This window comes from Priestia megaterium, from assembly GCF_046599315.1.
GTDB lineage: Bacteria > Bacillota > Bacilli > Bacillales > Bacillaceae_H > Priestia > Priestia megaterium_F.
Genome location: NZ_JBKIKC010000010.1, coordinates 1 through 26122, shown reverse-complemented (window position 1 = coordinate 26122; position 26122 = coordinate 1). Strand labels below are relative to the sequence as shown.

The 26122-nt window shown below is 34.2% G+C and carries 27 protein-coding genes and 1 pseudogene; 17 read left to right on the top strand and 11 right to left on the bottom strand.

What is annotated here, in order from left to right:
• Positions 1 to 126: 126 nt before the first annotated feature.
• Together ACLHDF_RS22800 and ACLHDF_RS22795 are read right to left on the bottom strand one after the other, a co-directional pair.
• Positions 127 to 600: a hypothetical protein gene (locus ACLHDF_RS22800; protein WP_413920888.1), complete on the bottom strand. Its 474-nt coding sequence runs from the start codon at positions 598 to 600 to the stop codon at positions 127 to 129.
• Between the two features lie 99 nt (positions 601 to 699).
• Positions 700 to 1149, bottom strand: coding sequence for a hypothetical protein (locus ACLHDF_RS22795; protein ID WP_413920887.1), 450 nt, complete (start codon positions 1147 to 1149; stop codon positions 700 to 702).
• 909 nt (positions 1150 to 2058) lie between these two features.
• Here ACLHDF_RS22795 and ACLHDF_RS22790 point away from each other — a divergent pair.
• The 3 genes from ACLHDF_RS22790 to ACLHDF_RS22780 all read left to right on the top strand — a co-directional run bounded on the left by ACLHDF_RS22790 (position 2059) and on the right by ACLHDF_RS22780 (position 4392).
• A complete protein-coding gene (locus tag ACLHDF_RS22790) occupies positions 2059 to 2625 on the top strand; it encodes an RBBP9/YdeN family alpha/beta hydrolase (protein WP_413920886.1) in 567 nt (188 codons plus the stop codon).
• Between the two features lie 24 nt (positions 2626 to 2649).
• Complete coding sequence (locus ACLHDF_RS22785; RefSeq protein ID WP_413920885.1) at positions 2650 to 3201, top strand: NADPH-dependent FMN reductase; 552 nt, start codon at positions 2650 to 2652, stop codon at positions 3199 to 3201.
• Between the two features lie 354 nt (positions 3202 to 3555).
• Positions 3556 to 4392, top strand: coding sequence for an isocitrate lyase/PEP mutase family protein (locus tag ACLHDF_RS22780; protein WP_413920884.1), 837 nt, complete (start codon positions 3556 to 3558; stop codon positions 4390 to 4392).
• Positions 4393 to 4645: 253 nt separating this feature from the next.
• Here ACLHDF_RS22780 and ACLHDF_RS22775 read toward each other — a convergent pair whose 3' ends face one another.
• The 5 genes from ACLHDF_RS22775 to ACLHDF_RS22755 all read right to left on the bottom strand — a co-directional run bounded on the left by ACLHDF_RS22775 (position 4646) and on the right by ACLHDF_RS22755 (position 7836).
• Positions 4646 to 4906: a hypothetical protein gene (locus tag ACLHDF_RS22775; RefSeq protein ID WP_413920883.1), complete on the bottom strand. Its 261-nt coding sequence runs from the start codon at positions 4904 to 4906 to the stop codon at positions 4646 to 4648.
• A gap of 133 nt (positions 4907 to 5039) precedes the next feature.
• Positions 5040 to 5831, bottom strand: a complete 792-nt coding sequence (locus ACLHDF_RS22770) for a MerR family transcriptional regulator (protein ID WP_413920882.1) — start codon at positions 5829 to 5831, stop codon at positions 5040 to 5042.
• A 167-nt stretch (positions 5832 to 5998) separates the two neighbouring features.
• On the bottom strand, positions 5999 to 6934 hold the full coding sequence (locus ACLHDF_RS22765; RefSeq protein ID WP_413920881.1) for a DMT family transporter: 936 nt from the start codon (positions 6932 to 6934) through the stop codon (positions 5999 to 6001).
• On the bottom strand, positions 6924 to 7322 hold the full coding sequence (locus ACLHDF_RS22760) for a MerR family transcriptional regulator (protein WP_413920880.1): 399 nt from the start codon (positions 7320 to 7322) through the stop codon (positions 6924 to 6926). The genes ACLHDF_RS22765 and ACLHDF_RS22760 overlap by 11 nt, the downstream gene beginning before the upstream one ends.
• Positions 7323 to 7452: 130 nt before the next feature.
• The gene (locus ACLHDF_RS22755) at positions 7453 to 7836 is read right to left on the bottom strand and encodes a MerR family transcriptional regulator (protein WP_413920879.1); all 384 of its coding nucleotides are present in this window, start codon (positions 7834 to 7836) and stop codon (positions 7453 to 7455) included.
• A gap of 108 nt (positions 7837 to 7944) precedes the next feature.
• On the opposite strand from ACLHDF_RS22755, the gene ACLHDF_RS22750 reads away from it, so the two are divergent.
• The 6 genes and pseudogenes from ACLHDF_RS22750 to ACLHDF_RS22725 all read left to right on the top strand — a co-directional run bounded on the left by ACLHDF_RS22750 (position 7945) and on the right by ACLHDF_RS22725 (position 13401).
• On the top strand, positions 7945 to 8334 hold the full coding sequence (locus ACLHDF_RS22750; RefSeq protein WP_413920987.1) for a carboxymuconolactone decarboxylase family protein: 390 nt from the start codon (positions 7945 to 7947) through the stop codon (positions 8332 to 8334).
• 293 nt (positions 8335 to 8627) lie between these two features.
• Positions 8628 to 9152 (top strand): VanZ family protein, encoded by a 525-nt coding sequence (locus ACLHDF_RS22745; protein ID WP_413920878.1) that lies wholly within the window; start codon positions 8628 to 8630, stop codon positions 9150 to 9152.
• Positions 9153 to 9550: 398 nt separating this feature from the next.
• Positions 9551 to 10087 (top strand): CBO0543 family protein, encoded by a 537-nt coding sequence (locus ACLHDF_RS22740; protein ID WP_413920877.1) that lies wholly within the window; start codon positions 9551 to 9553, stop codon positions 10085 to 10087.
• A gap of 672 nt (positions 10088 to 10759) precedes the next feature.
• Positions 10760 to 11305, top strand: coding sequence for a DUF1697 domain-containing protein (locus ACLHDF_RS22735; RefSeq protein ID WP_413920876.1), 546 nt, complete (start codon positions 10760 to 10762; stop codon positions 11303 to 11305).
• 437 nt (positions 11306 to 11742) lie between these two features.
• Positions 11743 to 12474, top strand: a pseudogene (locus ACLHDF_RS22730) (MBL fold metallo-hydrolase).
• A gap of 432 nt (positions 12475 to 12906) precedes the next feature.
• On the top strand, positions 12907 to 13401 hold the full coding sequence (locus tag ACLHDF_RS22725; protein WP_413920875.1) for a DinB family protein: 495 nt from the start codon (positions 12907 to 12909) through the stop codon (positions 13399 to 13401).
• Between the two features lie 289 nt (positions 13402 to 13690).
• On the opposite strand, the gene ACLHDF_RS22720 is transcribed toward ACLHDF_RS22725, so the two are convergent.
• From ACLHDF_RS22720 to ACLHDF_RS22705, 4 genes are all read right to left on the bottom strand, one after another.
• Positions 13691 to 14275 (bottom strand): NAD(P)H-dependent oxidoreductase, encoded by a 585-nt coding sequence (locus tag ACLHDF_RS22720; RefSeq protein WP_413920874.1) that lies wholly within the window; start codon positions 14273 to 14275, stop codon positions 13691 to 13693.
• 465 nt (positions 14276 to 14740) lie between these two features.
• Positions 14741 to 16108 carry a glutamate synthase gene (locus ACLHDF_RS22715; protein ID WP_413920986.1) on the bottom strand — a complete coding sequence of 456 codons (1368 nt, stop codon included), beginning with the start codon at positions 16106 to 16108 and terminating at the stop codon, positions 14741 to 14743.
• Between the two features lie 672 nt (positions 16109 to 16780).
• Positions 16781 to 17119 (bottom strand): VOC family protein, encoded by a 339-nt coding sequence (locus ACLHDF_RS22710; protein ID WP_074898159.1) that lies wholly within the window; start codon positions 17117 to 17119, stop codon positions 16781 to 16783.
• Positions 17120 to 17204: 85 nt separating this feature from the next.
• Positions 17205 to 17387 carry a hypothetical protein gene (locus ACLHDF_RS22705; RefSeq protein ID WP_413920873.1) on the bottom strand — a complete coding sequence of 61 codons (183 nt, stop codon included), beginning with the start codon at positions 17385 to 17387 and terminating at the stop codon, positions 17205 to 17207.
• 257 nt (positions 17388 to 17644) lie between these two features.
• Between ACLHDF_RS22705 and ACLHDF_RS22700 the strand changes: the two genes are divergently transcribed.
• The 8 genes from ACLHDF_RS22700 (at position 17645) to aroQ (ending at position 25601) form a co-directional block, all read left to right on the top strand.
• A protein-coding gene (locus ACLHDF_RS22700) for an IS3 family transposase (RefSeq protein WP_413920872.1) occupies positions 17645 to 18795 on the top strand; the annotation gives its coding sequence in 2 pieces (ribosomal slippage) (positions 17645 to 17885 and positions 17885 to 18795; 1152 coding nt in all).
• A gap of 776 nt (positions 18796 to 19571) precedes the next feature.
• Positions 19572 to 20462 (top strand): LysR family transcriptional regulator, encoded by an 891-nt coding sequence (locus ACLHDF_RS22695; RefSeq protein ID WP_413920871.1) that lies wholly within the window; start codon positions 19572 to 19574, stop codon positions 20460 to 20462.
• Positions 20463 to 20762: 300 nt separating this feature from the next.
• Positions 20763 to 21638 (top strand): shikimate dehydrogenase, encoded by an 876-nt coding sequence (locus ACLHDF_RS22690; RefSeq protein WP_413920870.1) that lies wholly within the window; start codon positions 20763 to 20765, stop codon positions 21636 to 21638.
• Positions 21639 to 21661: 23 nt separating this feature from the next.
• Positions 21662 to 23254, top strand: a complete 1593-nt coding sequence (locus ACLHDF_RS22685) for an acyl CoA:acetate/3-ketoacid CoA transferase (protein WP_413920869.1) — start codon at positions 21662 to 21664, stop codon at positions 23252 to 23254.
• 44 nt (positions 23255 to 23298) lie between these two features.
• Entirely contained in the window at positions 23299 to 23727 is a 429-nt protein-coding gene (locus ACLHDF_RS22680; RefSeq protein ID WP_413920868.1) for a MaoC family dehydratase, read from the top strand.
• Between the two features lie 22 nt (positions 23728 to 23749).
• Entirely contained in the window at positions 23750 to 24688 is a 939-nt protein-coding gene (locus ACLHDF_RS22675; RefSeq protein WP_413920867.1) for a ketopantoate reductase family protein, read from the top strand.
• A 20-nt stretch (positions 24689 to 24708) separates the two neighbouring features.
• Positions 24709 to 25101 carry a VOC family protein gene (locus ACLHDF_RS22670; RefSeq protein WP_413920866.1) on the top strand — a complete coding sequence of 131 codons (393 nt, stop codon included), beginning with the start codon at positions 24709 to 24711 and terminating at the stop codon, positions 25099 to 25101.
• A 29-nt stretch (positions 25102 to 25130) separates the two neighbouring features.
• Positions 25131 to 25601 carry a type II 3-dehydroquinate dehydratase gene (gene aroQ, locus ACLHDF_RS22665; protein WP_413920865.1) on the top strand — a complete coding sequence of 157 codons (471 nt, stop codon included), beginning with the start codon at positions 25131 to 25133 and terminating at the stop codon, positions 25599 to 25601.
• The last annotated feature ends 521 nt before the right edge of the window (positions 25602 to 26122 follow it).

Genomic DNA, 26122 nt, shown 5'->3' with positions numbered 1-26122 from the left:
CCTCCACTTTTAGATTGCTTTAACAAAGTATTCAACTAACTGCTCTGTAGAATATATAGAATTTTAGTTGCCCTAATGTGCCTTACCGGAAACGATTTTTTAGTAGAGGACACTTAGTTCATAAGGTCAATCCCAAAAGTTGAATATAACTTCTCCAACAGTCTTTGGTTTCCAATAAAAGAGTTGCTCCAACTCACTACTGTTCAGCTTGTTCTTATTTTCTAAGCTTAGTTTTCCTTTTCTTTTTCGTATATCTAAAGGTTCATTGAGTTCTTCTTTACTTAAGACTTTATAAAAGGGCATAAAATTTTTTGATAAGACAGGATCATTAATAAAATTAATATATCGAAATTCAACAGTAGAGGTAAGAGCAAGAAAAGGATAATATGCATTGAGTAACACATGGATCTCTCGGTTGAAAATATTCACTTTTACCTTTAAAAAATTAGTTGTGAAATTTAGTTCATCAATCTCTAATATTCTTCCCCCATTTTTTCTAACAACATTGAAGCATCTATCTTTAAAATGGTTTTCATTTATTTCATTCGGTTTATTCTCTATTGAACTATAAAAACCAGTTATTCCATTAGGGAGATTCATTAAGTCAGTAACTCCTTTCAAAATGCTTAGATACATGTATTTTATATGTATAAGTCACTTAATTCTAGTTACCATGGTAGAGCTTATTGTCATTTAAACTTATTCTTCTCTTTTTTCATACTTTGAAGGATGAGCAATACATATCCATCCTATAGGAAAGTTTTTATTGGCCTTAACCTCATACATTGTCGCATCTTCTTCTAGTCCAAATATGATGCCTCTATGTTTTACTGACGAATAACAACTTTTTTCCCAATCTACATACCAGTTTTCTGGATTATGGTCCACATCTAACAAATCATTTCCTACTCCATATTGATTTAGAAATTTACCTTTAAATCCTTCAGACATACAGATTTGATCTATTTTTTTTGTTTCCTGATCTACAAAAAAAGACATGTATTCAGTTTGGTAAACTGTACAACCATGTCTCTTTTCAATTCTATATGCTGGTGCTAGTTCTTTTAACAAACCTTCTTCAGCCATACCTAAAAAGAAGCCTCCAACTCTTTCTCCTTTTACTATGTTTCCCTTTAAATGTTTTTCCATTAATTGATGACTCCTTATCTAAAATTACTTTGTAACAGTCATTCTACCATAATAAAAACCTTGTATAGGATATACAACTTTAGTTACGTCGGGTAAGTTAGGGGCATCACTGCCCCCGCCTCTCCTAAGAACCGTGCGAGTCCCTTTCAAGACACATCGGCTCAAGCCTCTCATTGCAGGGCCATTTGCTGTCGTATCTTCATCACATACCATAAAGGTAAGTAAAACGTACGCCGACGCTCCAAGTGGTGGTATACATAACAGTACGTTTCTTTCGTCAGAAGATGGCCACAACCTTATGTTCCTACGGGAGACCAACGGGAAGTAGGCTCCCTTTCGGTCCTATCATGGGTTTGTCCGTAAAGACGATAGTATCCGTCTAGTTATACAGTTTCCTGCTTTCCTGTTCCCTTTCGAGACAACGGCATTCGCTTTCTCCCGTATCCTTTACCCTCTATCACATCGTTTGACTTTACAGTCATTCTACTGTTTACACAGATAACAAAGGGCTTACCAAGTTCGGCATCTTATAGATACGACGAGGTTAGGTGGGTTCTTTACTCCGGGCAAGGTACGGGACGCGTCACAGCAGCTTTATGAATCTGCTCCTCCTCTTGCCAATACCCCGGCAAATCTGTGCACTGACCCTCTGTCTCCGCATGCAACCCACGAGCTCGTTACCAGACCCGCAGTTTTGGACGGAGATAGTTTTTGCGTCTAAACCAGTGGCGTAAGCCACACTATATAAAAGTGACTTCTTGTCGCACCATAAAACCGATTATCAGTACTGAAAAAGGATCTTTTGTTTAAAAAATCCTTTTAGCTGCGTATTCAAGTGTTTGTCCTATCATATAGGTTTAGATTAGTAATATACTGTTTTTATATCTATAAAAGAAAGGGAGAGTAGCAATGGGAAAGCAAGTATATATTATCCATGGGTACGGAGCTTCACCAGCTAGCCATTGGTTCCCATGGTTAAAAGAAAAATTAATAGCAGATGCTCATCAAGTTTCGGTTCTTCACATGCCAAATTCGTCTGACCCTAAGAAAGAAGAATGGTTGGAAACACTGGCTAATAAAATAAAGAATTTAGATAACAATACTTATTTTGTAACACATAGCTTAGGATCTATCACACTATTGAACTATCTAGAACAGTTAGATCCGTTACCAGAATTCGGAGGATTTATTCTTGTTTCTGGCTTTTCCGAACGACTATTATCTTTACCTTCACTAGATCCTTTTACAGTTAAGGCAGTGGATCATCAAAAAATAATTTCTGCAACTAATTTACGTGCTGTTATCGCTGCGAAAGATGACTATATTGTTCCTTTTCAATTAAGTGAAAATTTATCAGAACAATTGAATACGTCACTTTATCCTGTTGAAAAGGGTGGTCACTTTCTAGAAGATGACGGTTTTATTACTTTTAAATTAGTTTACGGTATCTTAAATAATATGATGAAAACTGTATAAATAATGAGGGAGCAGGATAATACCATGGATAAAAACAGAATAAAGATACTCGCTATTTCAGGCAGTTTGCGCAAAAATTCTTCTAATACAAATATTTTATATGCTATGTCTAATCTAAGACCTGAAAATACTAATTTTCAATTTTACGAAGGGGTGGAACACCTCCCTCATTTCAACCCTGAAATAGATACTGATAGTCCTCCTGATCTTGTTAAGGACTTACGTAACCAACTGAAAATAGCCGATGGTGTAATAATATGTACGCCAGAATATGCTAGGGGAGTCCCAGGGTCCCTAAAAAATGCTCTTGATTGGATTGTATCTTCGGGAGAATTTGTAAATAAACCAGTAGCTGTTATTAGTGCCTCTTCAAATAGCTCAGGTGGGAGAAAAGCTCACGATTCCATTTTACTTACATTAGAGATGATTGAAGCAAAAATTTCAAAGGAAAGCACTTTACGAATTGGTGCTATAGGAGCCAAAATTAATAATAAAGCCGAGATTTTAGATTCTACAACGAGTAAACAGTTAAAATCGGTAATGAATTCTCTCATTTCATCTATCAAGTCTAACTAGGGGAAGAGCATTGGGCTTAAATCAAACAGTTCATTAATTGGGGAGTATGTTAGTTTCTCTACTAGGTGGAATTATAGAAGGGGTTTTTCCAATATATAGCGTATTTTTAATGAAAGGATCTTTACTGTTAACTGCTAAGGGACTGATGTACTTGTATAAAGGGAAGGGTAAGAATAACGCATTTAATAAATAAGAAAAACTCTACAAGTGATTTCTTATTTATATAGGCTAAAGCAAGAACTATACCTTTATTCACTAAATAGAGAAAATGGAATCGTTCATTGCATCCTTTTTATAAACTTACACCCAGGGAAGAAGTAGTAAACAATTATTTGGATAGGGAGGAAATACCTTATGAGTCATCAAAATCGCTCTGCAAAATTCCAACAATTTCAGCAACTCCATAATCAATCATCTACTTTTGTATTGCCAAACGCTTGGGATGCTAGTAGCGCACGTATTTTTCAAAAAAGTGGATTCAAAGCTATTGGAACAACTAGTGCAGGAATAGCTACTTCTTTAGGATATTCAGATGGTGAAAATCTTCCATTTGAAAAAATGGTAGAGGTTCTTAAATTAATTGTTAACTCTGTGAACGTCCCTGTTAGTGCTGATATTGAAGCTGGGTATGGGACAACTGTAGAGGAAGTAATAGAAAATGTTAGACAGGTGATTCTAGCAGGAGCAGTTGGAATAAATCTTGAAGATGGTACAGGAAATCCAAATAAACCTATTTTGGATGTTTCAATACAAGTTGAAAAAATAGCCGCAATTAAAGAACTTTCTCAATCGTTAAATGTGCCTTTATTCGTTAACGCACGTACCGATTTTTACTGGCTAAATATTGGGAATCCTCTACTTAGACTGGATTCTACACTCAAACGGGTAAAGGCCTATGAAGAAGCAGGAGCAGATTGTATTTTTATTCCTGGTGTAGTCGATATAGATACCATCAAAAAGTTTAGACAGGAAACTTCTTGTCCAATTAATTTATTAGTTGGATCAGATACACCCTCTTTAGATACACTGTCTAAGATTGGAATTGAAAGAATTAGTAGTGGCTCCGCACCTTTTAGAGCTACTATAACTTTGTTAAAGAAAATTAGTGAGGCTATTATGAATGATGGAAACTTTAAACCTATGGTTGATGATGTTGTTACTTATGGTAATTTGACTGAATTACTGAAATAAAGTAAAGAAATACAAAAAAATCAGAATTGAATTTAATCAATATTAGTAAAATTGGCGACCAGCTAAAATTAAATGAATAAAGCTTATTGAGTCTATATATCAAGAAATGCAAAAATATTGTATAAATAAAGAGGCCCCAATATAGCCCTCTTTACTGCTGTAAAAATGAATACCATGTACAAATCCAGTTAACATAGTCACCATTCTAGGAAACAAAAAAGAAGACAAATTAGAGTGTCTCCTTTTTTGTTTTTTATGGGGTTAATGATTTCAATTCTTTTTTTAAACTTTTATAATGCCAATTGATATGATCAAGTTCTAATTCTATTTCTATTAACTGACCTATTAGTGTTTCTTTGTCTAGAGAGGAATTACATAAGTTCTTGATTAATAACTCAAGTTTTTCACTACTTTCATAAATATCATTTAAATCAACTGCTAGTTCAGCGTACTCTTTGTTAGGTGACAATAGAGAAAATTTATTTATTAATCCACTGACAGTCGGCTCATTCATTACATTAACCTCCTATTATTCCATCATTGAAATTAAGCATTTATAGTATTTTATCAAATAAATGCTAAAAGTTGATGTATAAGATATACACAGCAAGTTAACAATCCTAGTTATTGAGTTAGTTTATAATAAATTATTTAACATTGTTTTCGTTAGAATTTGGATTATACATCCCGTTTTGAACCATATAATATTCTATCACTTGGTCTAACCATTTTTCCTCTTCTTCCGTATAAGGGGATGCCATCATACTCTGAAAATCTCCTATTTGCTCATCTTCTAATTTTCCAAAAGCATACATAGCTTCCTCACCAACATATTTAAGAGATACCTGTAAATGTTTATTGGCCAGCTCTTGTACTTCTGGATCATGAAATGGTTTTCCCACTAACCTTTTTACTTCTCTCGATAAGTCAATAAATTCTCTATCCAAAGATAAGTTCTCCTCTTCAGATTTAATGTATACCTTATCTGCAATCTCTTTAGAAGTAAAATGTTCAAGCCATGTACGCTGATCTTGCTCACTTTGGATGTTATTAATTAAATTAATTAATATTTCACTGGGGATATTCTCCTGACTATCTAGCAAGGAAATCGTTCGACTATTAGCTTTAAGAACTTTATCTAAATGCTGTTTTTTCTCCTCAAACGCCTTTAGCTGTTGGAGTAAAGTGTTTTGTAAACTTAAGTTAAGACTGGTATCCATTAGCATTAATCCTATTTCTTCTAAGTTATAACCTAGGAATTTCAATGCTACGATCTTTTGAAGCTTTACTATATGATCCTCCCCATATAGACGATGACGAGAATTGGGATCTTTTTGAGCCTTGAGTAGCCCTATTTCGTCATAATAATGCAATGTCCTTATTGAAACACCCGTTTTCTTAGAAAATTTACCAATTGTGAAATTTAATTCTTTATCCAACTTACGTATCCTCCTTACAATCTAGTATTAATCTGATTAATTTCATCATAATACCTCACGTAACTGGAGGTTCAAGTAGTAACTTTAAAAATTTGCACTTTATATACTCCATACGTTTTTAGTTAATATAAAACAAATTATCGGCAATAATAAAGTCTATATATTTTTTATATAGACTTTAACGATTTATTCTTATATTGAGGTTGAAACCTTTTCTTTTTTTTGAAGCGCAAAAAGCTAGAAGCTGTTAAAACACCTAAAATAACTAAACATGTGCCTATTACTTGAGGTAATGTGATAAGGGCACCGGTTAAAATAGAAAGGATCATGGTGACTACTGGAACTAAATTAAAAAATAAAGACGTATTACTTGCGCCAATCGTAGCCATTCCCTTATTCCACCACAGATAGCCTAATACACTTGTAAATAGAGCCATAAAGAGAATAGCTCCCCAAGCTGACGATGTAACGTGTGACAAAGGTTGAGGGCTTGGTGAAAAAGCTGTTAAGATGACAAGACAAAGAGAACCAATAATCATTGTATAAGTAGTTGTCTCCATTGAAGAACTACCACTCAAATATTTTCTTCCTAATACGCCATATAAAGCCCAACATAGATTCCCTGCTAAAATGAGTAAATCCCCTTTAGAAATGGATAGTGTTTGAATAATTTCTAACGAACCTTGGGTTAGGACAAGGATAACGCCTACTAAGGCAAAGGATATACCCAGCATCTGCTGTTTTGTAATGGGATTCTTTAAAATAAAATAAGCAAAAAGTGCAGTTACCAGAGGATTAGTTCCCATGATGAGGGCCCCGTTTAAAGGTGAAGTGTATTGCATTCCTAAAAAGAAAAAAGCATTGAATCCAAAAATCCCTACGATACCAAGTAAGATATACATTTTCCAATGAACTTTAATGGTTTTTAACTTCACTTGTATTTGTAATCCTAATATAAGAACCATAACGAGTGCAGCAATACCAAATCGCCATGCTGCAGCACTTGCAGGGGAGAAATAGTGAACAGCATACTTAGCCAAGTTGAACGTAGCGCCTGTAAAGATAGCAAAACCTATTAACATAAGGTATATTCTACTTTTCATCTTTCAAATCTCCAATCATTGTTTCATACGTCTCTAATTTCTCTTTTGTCACATTCATAACGGTTTCAATCTCTTGTTTTTGCTTTTCTAGAACAAGTAAATGCTTGTTTAAAATATCTGCCCTCGTTTGGATCTTTTTTAATTGAATCGCGGCAGAATCGATCTTTTCTAGGAGACATCCATCCTTTAAAAATTCTTGAATATCTTCCAAAGACATCCCTGTTTGTTTTAACATTTTCATAAATTTGAGAAGGCGAATTTCACCTTCCGTATATCTTCTTTTTCCACCTTTTCTTAATGGTGAAGACAATAACCCAATCTTTTCATAATAACGTAACGTATGAGCTGTGAACCCTGTTTTCGTAACAACCTCAGATATACTATACATTTCCATTTCCTCCTTTATTTACATGCTACAACTTAGACTTAGCTCTAAGTCAATAATTAATTTGCAAATAATAAAAAAAGACTCGGAATTTTTTCCGAGCCTTCTTATTTAATTTACATAAAGAAAATCATTAAGAGTACGGTTTCTTCGTTGTCTCTAAGGCTTTATAGTATTCTACCTTTTCCTTGATTTTATGGAGATTCAGCGTTAATTCTTCTATCTTGCTTGAGACATCTTGATGATGTTCCTCTAACAACTCCCTTCTTGAAACAATAGTAGAATCTCCTTTTTGTCGTAAATCAGAAAACTGCTTCATTTTAAGCATTGGCATACCTGTAACACGTAATCGAATTAAAAAATGAATCCATGCAATATCAGAGTCTGTGTACTGTCGATATCCAGTTGAATCTCTTTGTACGTTCATTATTAGTCCTATTTTTTCATAATAACGTAATGTATGTGCAGAAAGACAGGTCATTTTTGCTACTTCTTGAATACTGAATAAATTTTCCATATGAGCAATTATAACACGATAAATAAAAGTCTTGCTTTAGAGCGCGCTCTAAAGATTACTATCTAATTCATAGATACAATCATTATATATTAAGGAGAGATTCAATTGATAAACGAACGCTATGAAAATGGATGGAAAAAGCTAATGGAGGTAGATGGAGAAGGAGGAAAACGAGTAATTGAATCATTAAAAGACATTGCTCCTGATCTTGGAAGATATGTCATCGAGTTTGCCTTTGGAGATATCTATAAAAGACAAGGAATTAGTCTACAGAAAAAACAGTTGGTAACTATAGCCTCACTAGCGACACAAGGGGGATGTGAGCCACAATTAAATGTCCATATTAATGCAGCTCTTAACGTGGGGCTTACTCCAAATGACATAGTGGAGTCTATTATACACTGTATTCCATATACCGGTTTTCCAAAAGTTTTAAATGCAGTTTTTGTTGCTAAACAAGTTTTCGAAGAAAGAGACTTAAAAGTAATTACTAAATAAAATTGCATGTATATGACATAAAAAGTTAGGTAACATAATGGATTTTATAGGAAGACAACTATTCCTCTAGATTCACTAAATGTTACGAACTGCGCAATAAAGGTATCGACTGTTATAAGCAATAGTACCAATATTAGTCGCCTCTAAATTGTTCGTATCTGAACAGGTTAGGGATATTCAAAGATAATATTCCATGCTATAATTTTTTATTTGAGAAACTTGAGATTCAATTGTAAAGTAGGATAAAAGCTTAGATTATAAGTTTGAAAAATAGTTGGGAATTGAGGATTTATATGGAAAAATTAAAAAATAATCAAAATAAAATAACTGCTGGCTTATTTGCCGTATATTTATTTGCATTAATATGGATTATAGTCTTTAAAATGCAATTTTCATTTCAAGGCTTGCCGGATTTTAGGAAAATCAACTTAATCCCTTTTGCTGGTTCAGCTAATGTTAATAATCAAATAGATTTTAATGAAATAATCTATAATGTATTTGCATTTATCCCATTTGGAATTTATATCAGTATGCTAAAACTAAGTTGGTCTTTCTTGAAAAAGATTGCAGTAATAGCAGGAGTTAGTTTGTTATTCGAAGTATTGCAATTCATCTTTGCTATAGGAGCTAGCGATATAACTGATTTTATGGGAAATACATTAGGTGGAATTATTGGAGTTGGAGTTTATATTGTATTTTGTAAGCTGTTCAGTACAAAAGCAAATAAAATCCTTAATATTTCAACTTCAATCGGAGTGATATTCCTTGTTGCATTAGTGCTGTTATTACTTAGTGGTGTTATTAGGTTTAAATTTTAGTAATTGGAGAATTGCTGTTCATGAAAATTAACAGAGGGTATACCATCAATGACTTTGATACAACAGGTCCTTTATTTATAAAACAAGAATGACAAATATCACAATCCACCTATTTTGAGGGTGGATTTTTTATATCCAGTAAACAAAGTAATGTACACCCTATATACTTCCAGTTAACATAAAATAATGATTCTTGGTAGTTAAACGATTCTGTATATTTCCAATATCGCCCACGTATAATAACGCAGAGGTGATTTCTACCAGGGGTACCACCAGCAAATTGGAATTTACAACGTTAAGGAGATTTTGATACAAAAATAGCCGGTTTTTACCACGTTTAAAACCGATTCAGAAATTAATGTTTATTAACAATAAATTCCTATTAAGGAGACATATTAATGTTAACCGTCATTCGTCCATGCATGCCATTAATTTTTTCTACATTATTCCTATTCGCGGCATGGCGTTTTGGGGATTGGAGAAACTTGAGAAAATATTACCCATCAATCCTTTTCTTAACTGTTGTAAGTCTAGTTGTTTTTCATCTTACACATAATTATCCATTATGGAAGTTTCACAGTTCATTTCTCTTTCCAAATCGTACAATACAAGAATTACGGTTAGATTTTTTTGTCTTACCTTCTATTTGCTTACTTTTTCTTACGTTTTATCGTTATAAAAGAATTATTCAACAGTTTTTCTATATTACATTCTGGGTTGTTCTCTTATCCATATTAGAAGCTCTTCTTGCTAAAGCATCGATAATAACCTATCACAACGGATGGAACATTTGGTGGTCAGTCGTGTTTTGGTTTGTCTCGCTTCCCGTTATACGTCTCCATCATACGAGACCTCTTTTGGCGTGGTTAGCTGCCCTGGTATTTACGATTTTGTCAATTGTTTACTTTGAAGTTCCAATTAGTAAACCGGATTAATTCTGTTCCGGTACTTGTTCAGCCAACGGAAATCAATAGTGAAATAAACGAATAAGAAGCCGGAACCCCTTAGCAAGCCGGAATCCGGCTTTTTTATGTAAAAAAATAGCTTAGCGAATTCGCGATTTTTTGACGAGATCCCTTCTTGTTTCTCTTAACGTTGTAAATCCGCGTTTTTCTGGAACTACCTCAACAAGATGGAACAAGATTTGGATATGTTGAAACGAATTTCTTCAGTTGCATAGCAGCATATCAATCTTTATGGTTGCTACGAGTTTAATAAAAAACAAGAATCGATCGACATGAGCGAAATTATACAGGAATTAATCCAATCAAAGGTTATACCAGTTGTGGATTTGAAATAAAGTTGCATTGTTTTGAAAAAGTGAAACTGTTTTTAATGAATTAGGAACTGTTAAATGATAATAGAATTGTTGCGTTAAAGAGCCGTTTTCTTGAATAAGAGGAGGGATTATTCGTAAGTAAATCGAAGTTAAATTCAGAAGATTTTATTTAGTTTATGGTAACTTGAAATATAGATGGACTACAGGTTTAGTTTACATAAAGGAAAGTCTTTTTGTAAATTAAGAGAATTATATTATTAGGGGGAGTGACAGGGTTGCTGCTCTAATCCGTCAAATGTTTTATATAAATGCAAATAGGAGGATTGTTATGGTCTATGTCGCACTGCTTAGGGGAATCAATGTTGGTGGGAAAAATAAAATTGACATGAAGTTGCTTAAAAAAACTTTTGAACGAGTAGGTATGAGCTCTGTAGTTACATATATCAATTCAGGTAATATTATTTTCACAGTGAATGGCCAATCAAAAACAACAATATCCCATATTTTAGAAGAGGCTATACATACAGACTTCGAATTACAAATCAAAGTTTTAGTCCGTAGTTTTGATGATTTTAAAAAAGTCATACACTCCCTTCCAGAGTCATGGAAGAACGACCAACAGATGAGAAGCGATGTTCTGTTTTTATGGGACGAAATTGATGATGAGTCAATGCTTAGTAAGCTGGTCATCAAACCAGAAATTGATACGGTGAAATACGTTCCTGGAGCCATTCTATGGTCGGTTGAAAAAAAAAACATTACCAAATCCGGTATGACTAAACTCGTTGGTTCAAAACCATATCAACAAATAACAATCAGGAATGTAAATACAACTCGCAAAATATACGAACTTATGCAAGCAGCAGAGGCGTGAATTACATGATACTAGCAAGAAACCTGTCACTGAGCCTACTAGACGGATCCGAATAGTTCTATAAATAATTGGATGTAATTAATTAAGAAATCCAGCTAATCTTCTCATGTAAAGGTAGCTGGGTTTTATAGTTGGATGTGCAAAATACCACTTAAAATATACGCGAATTATCGATCAAAGTGACAACTGAATAGCATGCTCAGAGTTGATTAAACGAAAAACGGTCGTTTTTAGGATAAATGATTATTCAACTCTCGGAAAGGTTACTTCAATAACTCACTATATACACTAAATGATAATTATGGAGTTTTTAGATGTTAATTCCAGTAATTCGTTGTAAAATCAAAGATAGAAAAATATAATTTTCGGTTTACTTTTCAAAAATAAAAAACACAGTACACAAAGACTCTATTTTATAACTAAGGAGGGATAGACATTTGAAGATTGCAAAGGGAGTAGCAATGCTTGATTTAAAGATGGGAATTTTAGGTAATAGTCAAATATTAAATCCCACTTTAATTTGGGACGATGAAACAGCCGTTCTAATCGATACGGGAACACCGGGTACTTTGGAGCAGATACGTTCAGCTATGCATGCTGAAGGGGTACCCTTCGAAAAATTGAAAGCAATCATATTAACTCATCAGGATTTTGATCACATAGGCAGTCTTCCTGATATACTGCGAGAAACTAATGGGGATATAGAAGTTTATGCTCATCTAAAAGATAAGCCATATATTGAAGGGGAATTGCCACTTATGAAAGTCAATCTTGATAGTTTGGCTTGGCAATTAGAATCTCTTTCGGAGGAGGAACGTTTCAAAGTAGTGTCCTAATTATTGGATAATCTCCCTAAAGGAAACGTCAACAAGGTATTGGTCGGTGGAGAAGAACTTCCATTTTGTGGAGGGATTAGTATTATATTTACCCCAGGTCATATCAGTCTTTATCTAAAGGAAAGTAAAACTCTTGTTGCAGGGGATTCGATGTACAGTGTAGATGGAAAATTGATGGGAATTCATCAACCAAGTACGCCAGATATGGTTACAGCAAGGTGTTCTCTGAAAAAATATTTAGAATACGACATTGAATCAGTGCTATGTTATCATGGGGGATATTGTAATGAAAATGTTAGCGACCAACTCCGCGATCTAGTCGAGAAATCATAAATATTGGTTCAATTGTAGTTATTCTACAGCGATATTATCGAATGATCTTCTCCCTTGATTGTTGAGGCAATTACACCCTTAATATTTAGCAACAAGAAAACTCCTTACATTTGAGGGGTTTTTTTGTTGTTAAGTTTTTCTTTTTAAAACTATATATCTTATAAAAAACTAGTTACCATAATCACAGTTACAGGAACCAAAAAGCCCTTTAAATAAACAAAAATATTTTCTTCTAATGTAAAAATATATAGTTTTTATTTGTTAAACAAATGAAGGGTAGTGGTTGAATGAAAAAGGAAAATAACTATATATAAGAGAATGTATGTCAGTGGAAAGAAAATAGATTTATGACATTTTCAACAAGGCATCTTTACATAATTTTAATTTTTCTTGTGAATAGATCGGAAATTTTTTATAAAGGGGATGGAAATCATGTTTCACGCGAAGGATGTTTTAGCCGATCAGCTGTTAGCAAATGCTAATGACCCTAGCTGGTACCAGCCATTTTCAGCTTCAATTGAAAATTTGTCAGAAGAAGAGGCTTTATGGAAGCCTAACAAGGATAGTAATAGTATAGCTGAGATTGTGCAACATCTACTTTATTGGAATGAAACATGGCAAACTAGGTATCAAAAGTCTCATGTCAATGCAGTACCTTCTATAGGAAATAATAATAAAAGCTTTATAATTGCCGAAAATCAAACATTTGATCATTTAAAAAATCGACTATTAGAAGTACTGTTACAATGGCAAGAGTTATTAACTGAGGAAAAAGTCGAAAGAGATGTAAATGGTTTTTCTGAACATGTAAAGTGGTGGGAGGTACTTGGAAATTTAACTACTCATAACGCATATCACATTGGTCAAATCATTTATATTCGGAAACTACAAAAAAGTTGGAAAGAAAATAGTGGTGAAGAGGATTAATCGAAGTCGATAATTGATGTCTCTGAATGAAATGGAGCATAAAGTTCTCCTTTCTTATGTAGAACATATTATTTAGCAAGGGCTCGAAATGTTAATAAATCAACGATGTATAAATGATAAATTTAGAATTTAGGCGAGCCCTTATGCATCAAGGGCTCGTTTGCTTGCTTAGTTCCTAGAAAATCCATTATGTTATGTTTACATAATGTGAATTATCAGTAGTAAATAAAAAAGAGAGCCTTAAAATAAACAAGGCTCTCTTTTTATTTGTAGTCATTTTTGTATCCTTCTAAAAAATAGAATTTATTCTCTCTTCAATTTGTTTTAGCATTTCTTTCAGCACTGACTCCTCAAGATGTTCAGAGACATTTCCAAACAATAAATGATCTATAGGTTCAATTCCTGTAAACTCAAATATCCCAACATCTGACGTGATTTTTAACCCAGCTGTCATTCCGATTTTGTCATACATCTCTTTTGGAGCACCGTGAGTATTAATTATCAAACCTTTCTTACCTTTGAGTAACTGAATAATTCCTTCCTCACCATAAGCATACGCATAGCCATAAGAAAATACACGATCTACATAGCCTTTGATAATGGCAGGAAGACCAGCCCACCAAATTGGATATATAAAGGTTATTACATCTGATTGAGTAATGAATTCTTGTTCCGTTTTAATATCATCTGGGATATGGCCAGATTTCATAGCGTCCGTATCTTCAGGTTTCAGTACAGGCTGAAAATCCAATGCATACAAATCCCTCACAACAACCTCATGACCTTTGTTCTCTAAGGTTTGAACAATGGTTTCCATTATAGAATAATTAAAACTTTCTGGATGTGGATGGGCATATACAACAAGGTGTTTCATTTATATTCCTCCATTTATATTGGATTTCTTACACTAGAACCAGGATTACTGTTCTTTTGAAATATTATTATTTTTTTCCTTCTTACTATGAGAATAATGGCAACCACAAAGGAAATTGCACTATATATCCAGGTAAACATAAAGGCAAGACCCAATCCGATATTGGCATCCACATAGTGGCTGTTCATATGATCTATGGCTAGATAGAGAAGTGGGGAGCCTCCAATAATAAGTAAGGGTATCAAAAGAATATTTTTTTCGTCTTTCTTTTTGTTAAGAAAATGATCAGAAAGAATAGCAAAAGAAACATTTCCGAAGCTATAGTCAAAATTAATAGCTTGTTCATACTAAATTTTCTCCTTTATGTAATTGTTTAGAATTTCGGAATTAATTGTAATATATTCAACAATGTCTATCATATGAAAATTTTCATTGCGTTTCTACATAGAACCCAACGTTCGTATCTTAATTTTTATAGGGAGCTGACTTCTGACTATTTACTTGTTTCTTACTTTTTTTCTTCCGATTGGCCAACATAGCAAATCCAACTCTAGGATGGAAAAGATGTAAAGGAGGGCGTATTAAATTCATCACTCTAACTAATCTAAGATAAATCTCAGGATCAGAAGCCGAAAGCTGGTAAACTTTCTTACTATACCATTGTTTAATCGGCTGTATGAAAGGTTCCTCTCCATTAATATCGGGATGACGAAATGCTTCTGTAATTGCCATATCCCATGGAATTGCAATAAGAGTAGAAAATCTCTTGTGAAGTATTTTGGTAAACCTATTATTAAGATATGCAGAATTTACAAAATAGTGTTGCAACTCTAAGGCCTCCATAGCAGCAACAGATATTCCCTGTCCAAATACCGGATCGAATCGACAGTGAGCGTCTCCAACAACTAGAAAACCTTTTGGGACATTTGCAAGGTCAAAGCGTCGACGTACTTGATAGGGAATCGCATGTATTTTGATTTCTGAAATTGATTCCACTTGTTCTAAGAAATGAAGCACATCAGGTACAGGTAACTTTTGTGCATAAGAGAAAAATTCTTCAGTTGTTCTTGGCGCATTTTCATTAGCATAACCACTAAAGGTAACAGAAAAACGATTTCCTTCAATCGTTTGAATATATGCACCGTAAGGGTTCTCAGGGAAACTAGGAGAAATTAAAAGGTTACACCAGTCAGGTCGTCCCTGATTTTTCAGCCGAAAGAGTCTAGTAGCGTAAAAAAGGTTAATCCAGACCTTTTCTTCCTTAACCTCTATATCGTATGATTTTAGCCACTCTATACTCTTTGAACCAAACCCACTAGCATCAATAACAACATTTGCAAGAATTTCTTTTTCTCTTCCTGTCTTAAGGGAGCGCGCTCGTACTCCGGATATTTTATTACATTGATGATCTAATAATAGTTGCTCGACCTTTATTTCATACTCGGTTGCAATATTGGGAATTTGATCAATACGGTGTTGCAAATGCCACTCTAACATAGGGCGGCTTTGTTGAATCATCTCTAATTCTCCTAAAAATCGTTTTTTCCAAGAACCAAAATGGTGCCACTTTAAATCTTTTGTAAAGTTATTTATAACACTCCCATCTTCGATTAATTGATTAAAGAAGTGAGGGAACAATTTCTCAATTGCTTCTTCTCCTCCTTTTAATAAAACATGTGGATGATAACTTTGAGGCACCCTCTTTCTAGGGGCTTTCTCCTCCCACTTTTCCCCAGCTTCTAGAATAATTACTTGCCGAAAAGTATGTGATAGGGCTTTAGCAGCTAGTTTCCCAGCAATGCTTCCTCCGATAACTATTGCTTTCTCCAATATGATTCTCCCCTCAATCTATAATTGGCACAAAATACCATATGTGATTTATTTTATTATACTTCATAAGAATTACCTTTGAAATGAACTTCTCATAAAATCAAAAGTTTCTAGAACGCCGAAACTTGCATGGAGTGATTGATTATAATTATCGATAAAACCACAGTTAATTTCCTCGGAGAGCGTTTCTCTGCATATCAGATACATATATTTGATGTTTTTCCCATAAAAATAATGGATTTTTTATTTAATGAACAAATTAGGCTCTTAAGAGGACTACTTAATCAAGTTTGTTAGTTGTTTTATTCCATTTATTCAATATCGTGTAGAATTCAGTGTGATTATTAATAAAATATGTTGATACAATGTAACTTATATGATTGTAGGAAGTTTCATTCCATTAAATAAAAAAGACTTGCTTTAGATGAAAAGCAAGTTAAAAGAAAAAGATTAATTTAACAATTCCATTATAATCCAATGAATATAACATAGCATTAAAATATGGTTAAGAAATAATTAAAAGTAAGTTAATTCGTAAAAAGGATAAATTTACTTACCTAGTTTTGAGTGCATTAAAATAATTTCAATAATTTAAAGAAAATCGCTGTTCGATGTTTCCAAGAATAGGTTTTTACACCAGAACCACTAAAAATATATGAGAGAGGCTCTGATAGTTTAACAAAGTACCTCAACTGTAAATCCTCCAGGTGCTTCCACGTAAAATGTATAACCATGTAATTGTTTTGGAGGTTCGACATTAAATCCATCTTCTTTTAACCTTTGATTAATTTTATTTACCTCCTCTTCATTTTCTTGGGGGAATCCAATATGGAAGGTCTTTGGATAATTGACCTCGCTTCCCTTCATTAAAGTTAGTACAAAACCATCTTCATCATGCATTATAGCAAAACCTTTACCCCTTTTTGCCCTGCATGTCATACCAAAATAAGTTTCCAAAAATTCTTGAGTAGCAGAGACATCTGTAACCGTTAGGTTGAGGTGATGAATTTTCATGTTTTCACCCTTTCTTAAATACATTCAATAATAAGCCTTGTGTTGTATCTCATAAAAACCCATTTAATTAGGTGAATAGTTTACTCTAGGAATGTAAATATTTATCTATATCTCTTTTAACCATTCGTTTTATTTCTTCAAAAGCTTTTGTTTGCCCCTCGTAAAATATGGAGCTATTTAAATCCTTTCTTTTTTCCACATCCTTAGACCACCTTTCCGACCTTTCAATTAACTTATCTAGTACCTCAATCAATTTCTCATTTCCCACGAATACCCCACCCTTAACTGGAAATATTCATAAAATCAATTACCCATAATATCTTCTACAGTTTTTATAGAATTCCTGTTTAACAAGTTTCTTCTATGTATGTCTCATAGTACATATCTACATAAAAATAAACGTATATACAAGAATAATAACTGATAAATTTACTTACTGATTTTAAATAATAGTGGAGTTAGTATAGTTTCATGGACACCATTTAATTAAGTCCTTACAATGACTTTTGAGAGGATGTGTTCGAAATGGAACGTAAACGTGCAGGCAAAACATACAATGATGAGTTTAAGAAAACGATTGTGGATTTATATCATGCAGGAAACTTGGTTAAAGATTTAAGCAGCGAATATGGCGTATCAGAAGTAACAATCTATAAATGGGTGAAGGCCTTTACACCTATCAACTCAGAGGAAGGCTCTCTAACACCCAAAGAATTAGCTGAAATTCAGAAGGAAAACCTTCGGTTAAAACAAGAACTAGATATTCTAAAAAAGGCTATGGCCATATTCGCGAAAAAGTGACAGAAGTAGAGCTCAACCATTTTATCGAGAAATATAAAGGGCAATACAGCGTTCAGAAAATGTGCGAAGTGTTAACGATTCCAAGAAGTAGCTACTACCACTCGTTCAAGAAGACGGTATCAAACCGCGAACAGGAAAACCAGAAGCTGACGAAAGAAATCCAACGAATTCATGTGAAAAGTAGAGCACGTTATGGTGCCCCAAAAATTCATCAGACCTTAGTAAATAATGGGTGTTACCTAAGCCTAAAACGTGTTCAACGCTTAATGAAAAAGGCAGGAATTCGTTCGATCACAAAGAAAAAATACCGTCCTTATCCGTCAAAAGAAAAGGTTATACAGCTAGATAATCTGTTAAAACGAGATTTCTCTACACAGACCATTAACGAGAAATGGGTGGCAGATATTACGTATATCCCTACAGTAAGAGACGGTTGGTGCTATTTGGCATCTGTATTAGATTTGCATTCTAAAAAAATCGTTGGCTATTCTTTTTCCCGTTCCATGACATCCGAACTGGTTATAGAAGCACTTAGGAACGCTTACACTGCTCAAAAGCCCGAAAAGGGCTTACTTCTTCATACGGATCTTGGCTCACAATACACCAGTAGTGAGTTTACTCAGCATGTCCACGAATACGAGATGAAGCAGTCTTTCAGCCAGAAAGGCTGCCCTTATGATAATGCCTGCATAGAGTCATTTCATGCCATATTAAAGAAAGAAGAAGTGTATCATACGCAATACACAGACTATTCAGCTGCAAAATTAGCCATATTTCAGTTTATAGAAGGATGGTATAACCGAAACAGAATCCATAGTAGCCTCGGCTATCAAACCCCTCAAGCAATTGAGGATCAAATGAGAAAAATAGCTTAAGACTTAACTTTTTTGTGTCCAAATTATTGACTCAAATCCAATAGTTAATTTTATGTTATATAAAAAATTAATAATAAAAATATTTTATTTGATATAGCATTAACCATTACTTACATTATAGAAAAGGTTCATATTTGTCGTCACTTAGAGTAAATAGTAAAACTTTTATTTTTAAAAACTAGTTTATTCATTTACTTCTTTATATAAAAGGCATTGCTTTTGTATTTTTAATAAAGTTTATCCTATTAAAAATAAAATAACATTAAATGCTTATATATTTTCTGTAGGATTTTTATGAATATAATAATTCTTTAAAGGAGAAGTAAAAGATAGATAGGTATATGATAAGAAGTGAAACACTGTTTTTACTGTTAGTAAGAGTAAATATTTAAATTAATAGTGTTCATAAAATAATTTACCATTTACTTAATCTATGTAGATTATTATAAATCAAAAAATGATCTTTACTTTAAAGCGTTAAATTATTACCATGTTATTAGACAATCTTTTTTTTTATTGCTATTCCTTAGCCCAAAAAACACAAACCATATATAGTGGTTTGTGTTTTTTGGGCTAAGGAATAGCATCAAATCTACTTAATTACATATTTAGATTTGATTTTTATGTTAATAAAGAACCACTTTAGATTAATCTAGTAAAAATTTATTGTATTTGAAACATCATAGTAAAATAATAAAAAGAGAAGAAAGGAAAAATAAAAAGTGATTAATAACATATCTTTGTGAGATTAATCCTTTTGAAAGGGATTGGCACGTTTGAATCTTAAACAATTACAATATTTTCGATTATTAGCTAAAACGGAACATTTTACAAGGACAGCTTCGCAGCTATTTATTACACAGCCCAGTCTTAGCCAAGCTATTTCAGAACTTGAAAAAGAGTTGGGTGTTAAGCTTTTTGAAAGAAAAGGGCGTAATGTAAAGTTAACCAAATATGGACAATCGTTTTTACCGTATGTTGAGAAAGGACTAACTGAAATTGAAAAGGGGGAGAAAAACCTTCAAAAATTGATAAGTACAACCTCTGGTGTAATCGACCTTGCCTTTATTTATTCACTGGGAACCAATTTTGTACCGTCATTGATTCAACAGTTTGTAAATGAAAACTCTAATGCGGAAATTGCTTTTTCCTGTTATCAGGGGACAACACAAATGGTCATTAAAGGTCTCAAGGAAGAAAATTATGATATTGCGTTTTGCACTAACATTGAAAATGAACCAGATATTGAATTGCTACCGCTTGCCAAACAAGAGATCGTGTTAATCACTGATAAGAATCATCCACTGACAGAACGCGAATTTGTTGAATTAAAAGATATCGCAGGTTACAAGCTTGTCTGCTTTAATAAAAACAGTGGCCTGCGACCGATTTTAGATAAATTGTTTGCAGGAGCAGGGATTGTCCCTGAAATTTCCTGTGAGGTAGCCGAAGATAATGCATTGATAGGTTTAGTCGAAGCAAATCAAGGTATTGGGATTCTTCCGCTTGTTTCCACATTGAACTATTTTGATATAAAAATCCTTCCTACTAAAGAGCCTATTTATCAGCAGTCTATTTACATGGCAACTAGAAAAAACAGAGATCTGCCTCCAATTGTTCAACGGTTTCGAGACTTTATCATAGAAAATAATAATCAGCAAATTTGATTGAAATAGTAATTAAAAGAGAGCTAGATAAACTGTTATAATTAGCTCTCTTTGTTTCATTAATAATAAATACACTTTGTTTTGATAAATTATAGGCAAAACCTATAAGTAAATAATAATTACCAATTGGATTATTGATTGCAACGTATAATAAAATGATTTCAAAAGGCAGTAAGTTCATATTTAATTAAGTTTTTTAAATAATCAAATTGTAAACGTTTCCATAGGTATTGATTATGAAGAAGTTAGATTAATCTAAATTAGGTATTAAAAATAAGGGGAATATAAGGGAGTTTTTTTATGGTAGATCAAGGACGAATTGATGGAAGAACTCAATTAATAGGATTAATTGCAACCCCAATTGGACACTCTTTATCACCGGTGATGCATAATACGTCATTTCGTAAACTAGGTCTTAACTACGTTTATATGGCTTTTGAAGTGGCGAATCAACAAATAGAAGATGTATTGGCAGGATTCCGTGCACTAAACATGCGTGGTTTTAACGTGTCTATGCCTAACAAAATGAAAATTTTACCTTACTTAGATGAGGTAACACCAGCTGCAAGATTTGTTGGTGCGGTAAACACTGTCGTGAATGAAAATGGAAAATTAATTGGCTATAACACAGATGGTATAGGGTATGTACGTGGATTAAAGGAAAGTGGTGTAGACATTCAAGGAAAGAAAATGACACTTATGGGCGCGGGAGGTGCTGGCTCAGCTGTAGCGATTCAATGTGCTATTGACGGTGCATCTGAAATTCACATTTTCAACCGGGAGGATGAATCATATCTACGGGCTTTAAAAAATGCGGACATTATTAACAATGAAATCGATGGTAATTGTAAGGCAACGGTTCATCATATCGAAGATACAGAACTTCTTAGATCGTCTATTGGAAGCAGTGATATTTTAACAAATGCAACCGGGGTTGGGATGAATCCTCTTGAAGGACAGAGTATAATCCCAGACTCATCATGGCTTCGTCCAGAGTTAATCGTTTCAGACGTTGTGTATAATCCCCGAAAAACGAAATTGCTTGAAATAGCTGAATCTGTTGGCTGTAAAGCAATCAATGGATTGGGCATGATGCTATGGCAGGGAGCTAAAGCATTCGAACTTTGGACATGTCAAGAAATGCCCGTTGATTATGTAAAGGAACAAATGTTTTAAAAAACAGAAAGGAAGTGACTATCTTGGAAAAGCCAAAGAAAAAGGGGAATTTAGTGACAGTACTTAGCGCTGAAGAGTCTGTAAAGTATATCCCAAATGAAGCAATAGTTGCTATCTGCGGAGCTGGTGGGGGTCTACTAGAGCCTACTAAGCTTATAGAAGCATTGTCAAAAAGATATGAAGAAACACATTTGCCAAAAGATTTAACGTTTATCCATACAACAGGATTAGGCGACCGGGCCGACAGGGGAATGTCACCACTTGCCAAAAAAGGACTAGTACGAAAAATAGTTGGAGGACATTGGGGACAATCCCCAAGACTCTGTGAAATGGCTGAAAATAATGAAATCGAAGCATATAATTTCCCGCAAGGTGTACTTTGTCAATTATTTAGAGCCGCCGCAGCTGGACAGCCTGGAATATTAACCCATGTTGGCTTAGGTTCATTTATTGACCCACGGCAAAAGGGTGGAAAACTAAATGATTGTACCAAAGAAGATCTTATTAAATTAATGGAAATTAATGGTGAAGAGTGGCTGTTCTATCCAGCGATTCGACCTGATGTTGCCATTATCCGCGGAACAACGGCAGATCGTGAAGGATATATCAGTATGGAAGATGAAATTGCGTATCTGGATACTTTAGCGATGGCCCAGGCTGTTCATAACAATGGAGGGCTTGTCATTGCACAAGTAAAAAGGGTAGTAAAGTCAAATACTCTTCATCCAAAATCGATAAAAATTCCAGGCTACAACGTCGATATTGTCGTTGTTGATGAAGAACAATCACAGCTGTACACGGGTGGAGTTAATCGTTTTATGTCGGGAGATTATATCGCGGAAACAAGTGAAGTTACCCGGCTTCCGCTTAATCATCGAAAAATGATCGCTCGGCGTGCATTGTTTGAAGTTAAACCAGGAAATGTGGGAAACGTTGGTGTTGGAATTGCCGATGGAATTGGAAGTGTAGCTCGTGAAGAAGGTGTTGATGAACAATTTACCTTAACGGTGGAAACTGGACCAATCGGCGGTGTCACCGCACAAGGCATTTTCTTTGGAGCAAGTATCAATACCCATGCATTGTTAGACATGCCTTCACAGTTTGACTTTTATGATGGCGGTGGTCTTGACATCTGCTTCTTAAGCTTTGCAGAACTGGACCAAGCAGGAAATGTCAATGTGCATAAATTTAATGGGAAAATCATGGGCACAGGCGGGTTTATAGATATTTGTCAAAATACAAAAAAGATTGTTTTTTGTGGAACACTGACAGCCGGCGGCCTTAAAACGAAGATTGAAAAAGGTAAGCTGCAAATTGAACAAGAAGGCCGATTCAAGAAACTCCTTCCTCAACTTGAAGAACTTACCTTTAATGGAAGGGATGCATTAAAAAGAGGGCAGGAAGTTCTCTATATCACGGAAAGAGCCGTTTTCCGCTTAACAACAGACGGACTGGAATTATGTGAAGTAGCACCTGGAATTGATATAGAAACTCAAATCATTGAGAAAATGTCATTTAGACCTCAAATTTCTGCTGATTTAAAAGAAATGCATAGCAGATTATTTTTTGCAGATGATATGGGAATTAAAAATGATTGGGAGCAAATGGAAGTATAAGAGATTTGTTCATACTATATTAAATGATTGCTAGGAGGAAGATTATGAGTAAGAAAGTCCCTTTTGAAGTAGGAGATACGGTTTCTTATACCAAAACAATTAGTGAATCAGATGTTTATTTGTTTGCTGGGATTACCGGCGATTTTAGTCAAATGCATATGAATGAAGAATTTATGAAAACAACGCCATATAAGACGCGGATTGTACATGGGGTATTAACTTTTGCACTTGGAAGTACGGCATCAACATTAATTCAAACCCAGGCGAAAGCAGAAATGCCAAGTGTGTCCTATGGCTACGATCGTTTACGTTTTACAAGACCAGTATATTTTGGCGATACAGTTACAGCTGTTTATACGATTACTGAAGTTGATCAAGAATCATTAAAGTCATATGCCAAGGTTGAAATTTACAATCAAAATAAAGAATTGTGCGTGGTGGCACAGCATATATTAAAGTTTTTTGAAAATTAAGCAATGCAAAGGAGTGAGATAAATGAAAATCTGTGTACTTGGCGCAGGTGCTTTAGGAAGTTCCATTGGCGGCACTCTGGCGGAGGCAGGGCAAGATGTTTATTTAATAAATCAACGGGCCGATCATGTGAATGCAATCAATACAAAGGGGCTGATTCTTAGGGATGGAACGAATGATAGGGCTGTTAGGGTAAATGCCCAAACAAACTGTGAGGGAATTGGAGCAGCGGATCTTGTAATAGTATTGGTGAAGTCTTTTCATACAAGAAATGCGATTGAAAATGCTTCATCCATTATTGGGGAAGATACATTGGTCATGTCATTGCAAAATGGTCTTGGAAATGAGGAAACCATTGCCGAGGTTATTGGCAACGAGCGTGTTATCGGTGGAAAAACTTATGTTGGCGGCGTATTACTTGGACCAGGACATGTGATTGCCGGAACAAAGGGAAAGATTACTTTTATTGGTGAGATGAATGGCGAAAAAACAAAAAGGATTCAGAGAGTCGCAGATATATTGACAAAATGCGGGTTATTAACAGAGGTTAGTGGCAATATCACAGGAATGATTTGGGACAAACTTTTAATTAATGTGGCAACGGGGGCTTTATGTGGTATTACGAAATTACCATATGGAGATTTATACCAACTGCCTGAAATTAGAGATTGTGCTTTTGAAGCTATTTTAGAGGGTATAAATGTTGCTAAAGCAAACGGCGTTATTTTATCAACAGAGGATCCCGAAGATATTTGGTTGAAAGCAGCAGCAGGATTACCATATGAATTTAAAACATCCATGCTGCAAAGTCTTGAAAAAGGCCAAAAAACAGAAATCGATTATATCAATGGAGCAATTGTCCGATGGGGAGAGAAAAGTAATGTCGCAACACCAGTTAATAAAGCGTTGGTTGCGAACGTAAAAGGGATTGAGACTTGGATGGAAAAATACATAAATTCTTGATAAGGAAGGATGACTGAAATTTGGCTTATCAGAAAAAAGCATATCTTGAACATTCAGCTATTCGTGTAAAGGATATTGATTGGTACATTCGTTTTTTTAAAGAGGCATTAAATATGCCGATTCGTAAAATCAATGGGGGAAAAGATAACCCTAGACAAATATGGACTATTGGTGGAGTTCAACTGATCGCAGACCCTAACTTCTCAGGTGTCGAAGGAAGACTGGCGCATTTAGGAATCATGGTGGAAGATTTAGAGGCTGCTATGGAAGAAGTTTATAAATGGAATGTTACCGAATTACCTAAAGGACATAATTGGGTGGTGCTTCCGGATGGTTTAAGTCTGGAACTGATCCAGGCAAAAGAAGGTTCCGTTGAAGAAGCATTAACTGTATATCCATGGATTGAAGACTAACTATTTTAAATAGCATTGGAGTGATTATGATGGGGAAAGTACTGATGTTGCATGGGATGAACCATAATATGTTTGGAAAAAGAAATCCTAAAATCTATGGAACTATTACTCTTGATGAAATTAATGAGAGTATGTTTCAACTAGCTAAAGAGCTGAGACTTGAATTAGAGGTTTTTCAAACAAATTCAGAAGGTGAAATGATTGATCGAATTCATCAAGGGTATTTTGATAAAGTGGATGCAGTGATCATTAATGCTGGTGCATGGACCCACTATAGTTATGGATTAAGAGACGCTTTGGACATTCTTGAAGCCCCGTTTATTGAGATTCATATGTCTAATATTCATGCCCGGGATGAATTTAGACATCATTCTGTGTTTGCGGAAATCGCCCAGGGACAAATTTGCGGGTTTGGCTTTGACAGCTATCTTTTAGCGTTAAGAGCTGCAAAAACCTTAATCGATGAAAAAAATAGAAAAGAAAACTTCATTCTTATTTAGAAGCAAACAAAGATGGGAAAGTCTAATCTCAAATAGTATGAAGAAGTTAATCATCTATCTGGTTCTGGTGTGAAAAATTCAATTTACTTTCAAGCACTTTGAATTTTTCACACCAGAGCCATATTTACTTTTATGCTTTCCAAATCCATGTTGCTATATCATCTATTACAGTGAATGATAAGTATCTTGTTAAAAGTAAAGGTTAAACCTTTACTTTTTTTATGGGCAAATATGGAGATTTTCTATTGTGTATATTATAATACAACCTTTTATGCTAACTGGAGTAAATATATAAAGTACATTGATTTTGTATTTTTAATTAAATTTATCTTATTAAAAACATATTAATATCAAGTAATTATACAATTACTGTTTAGTTACCTTTAATATATAAATTTATTAAAAGAAAGGATCAAAGATAAGATAGTATTTAACAAGAAATAAAAGCATCTATTTGTCTTCAATTAGAGTAAATAGTAAAACTTTAATAATATACGAAGTACTTTAATATTTACTCAACG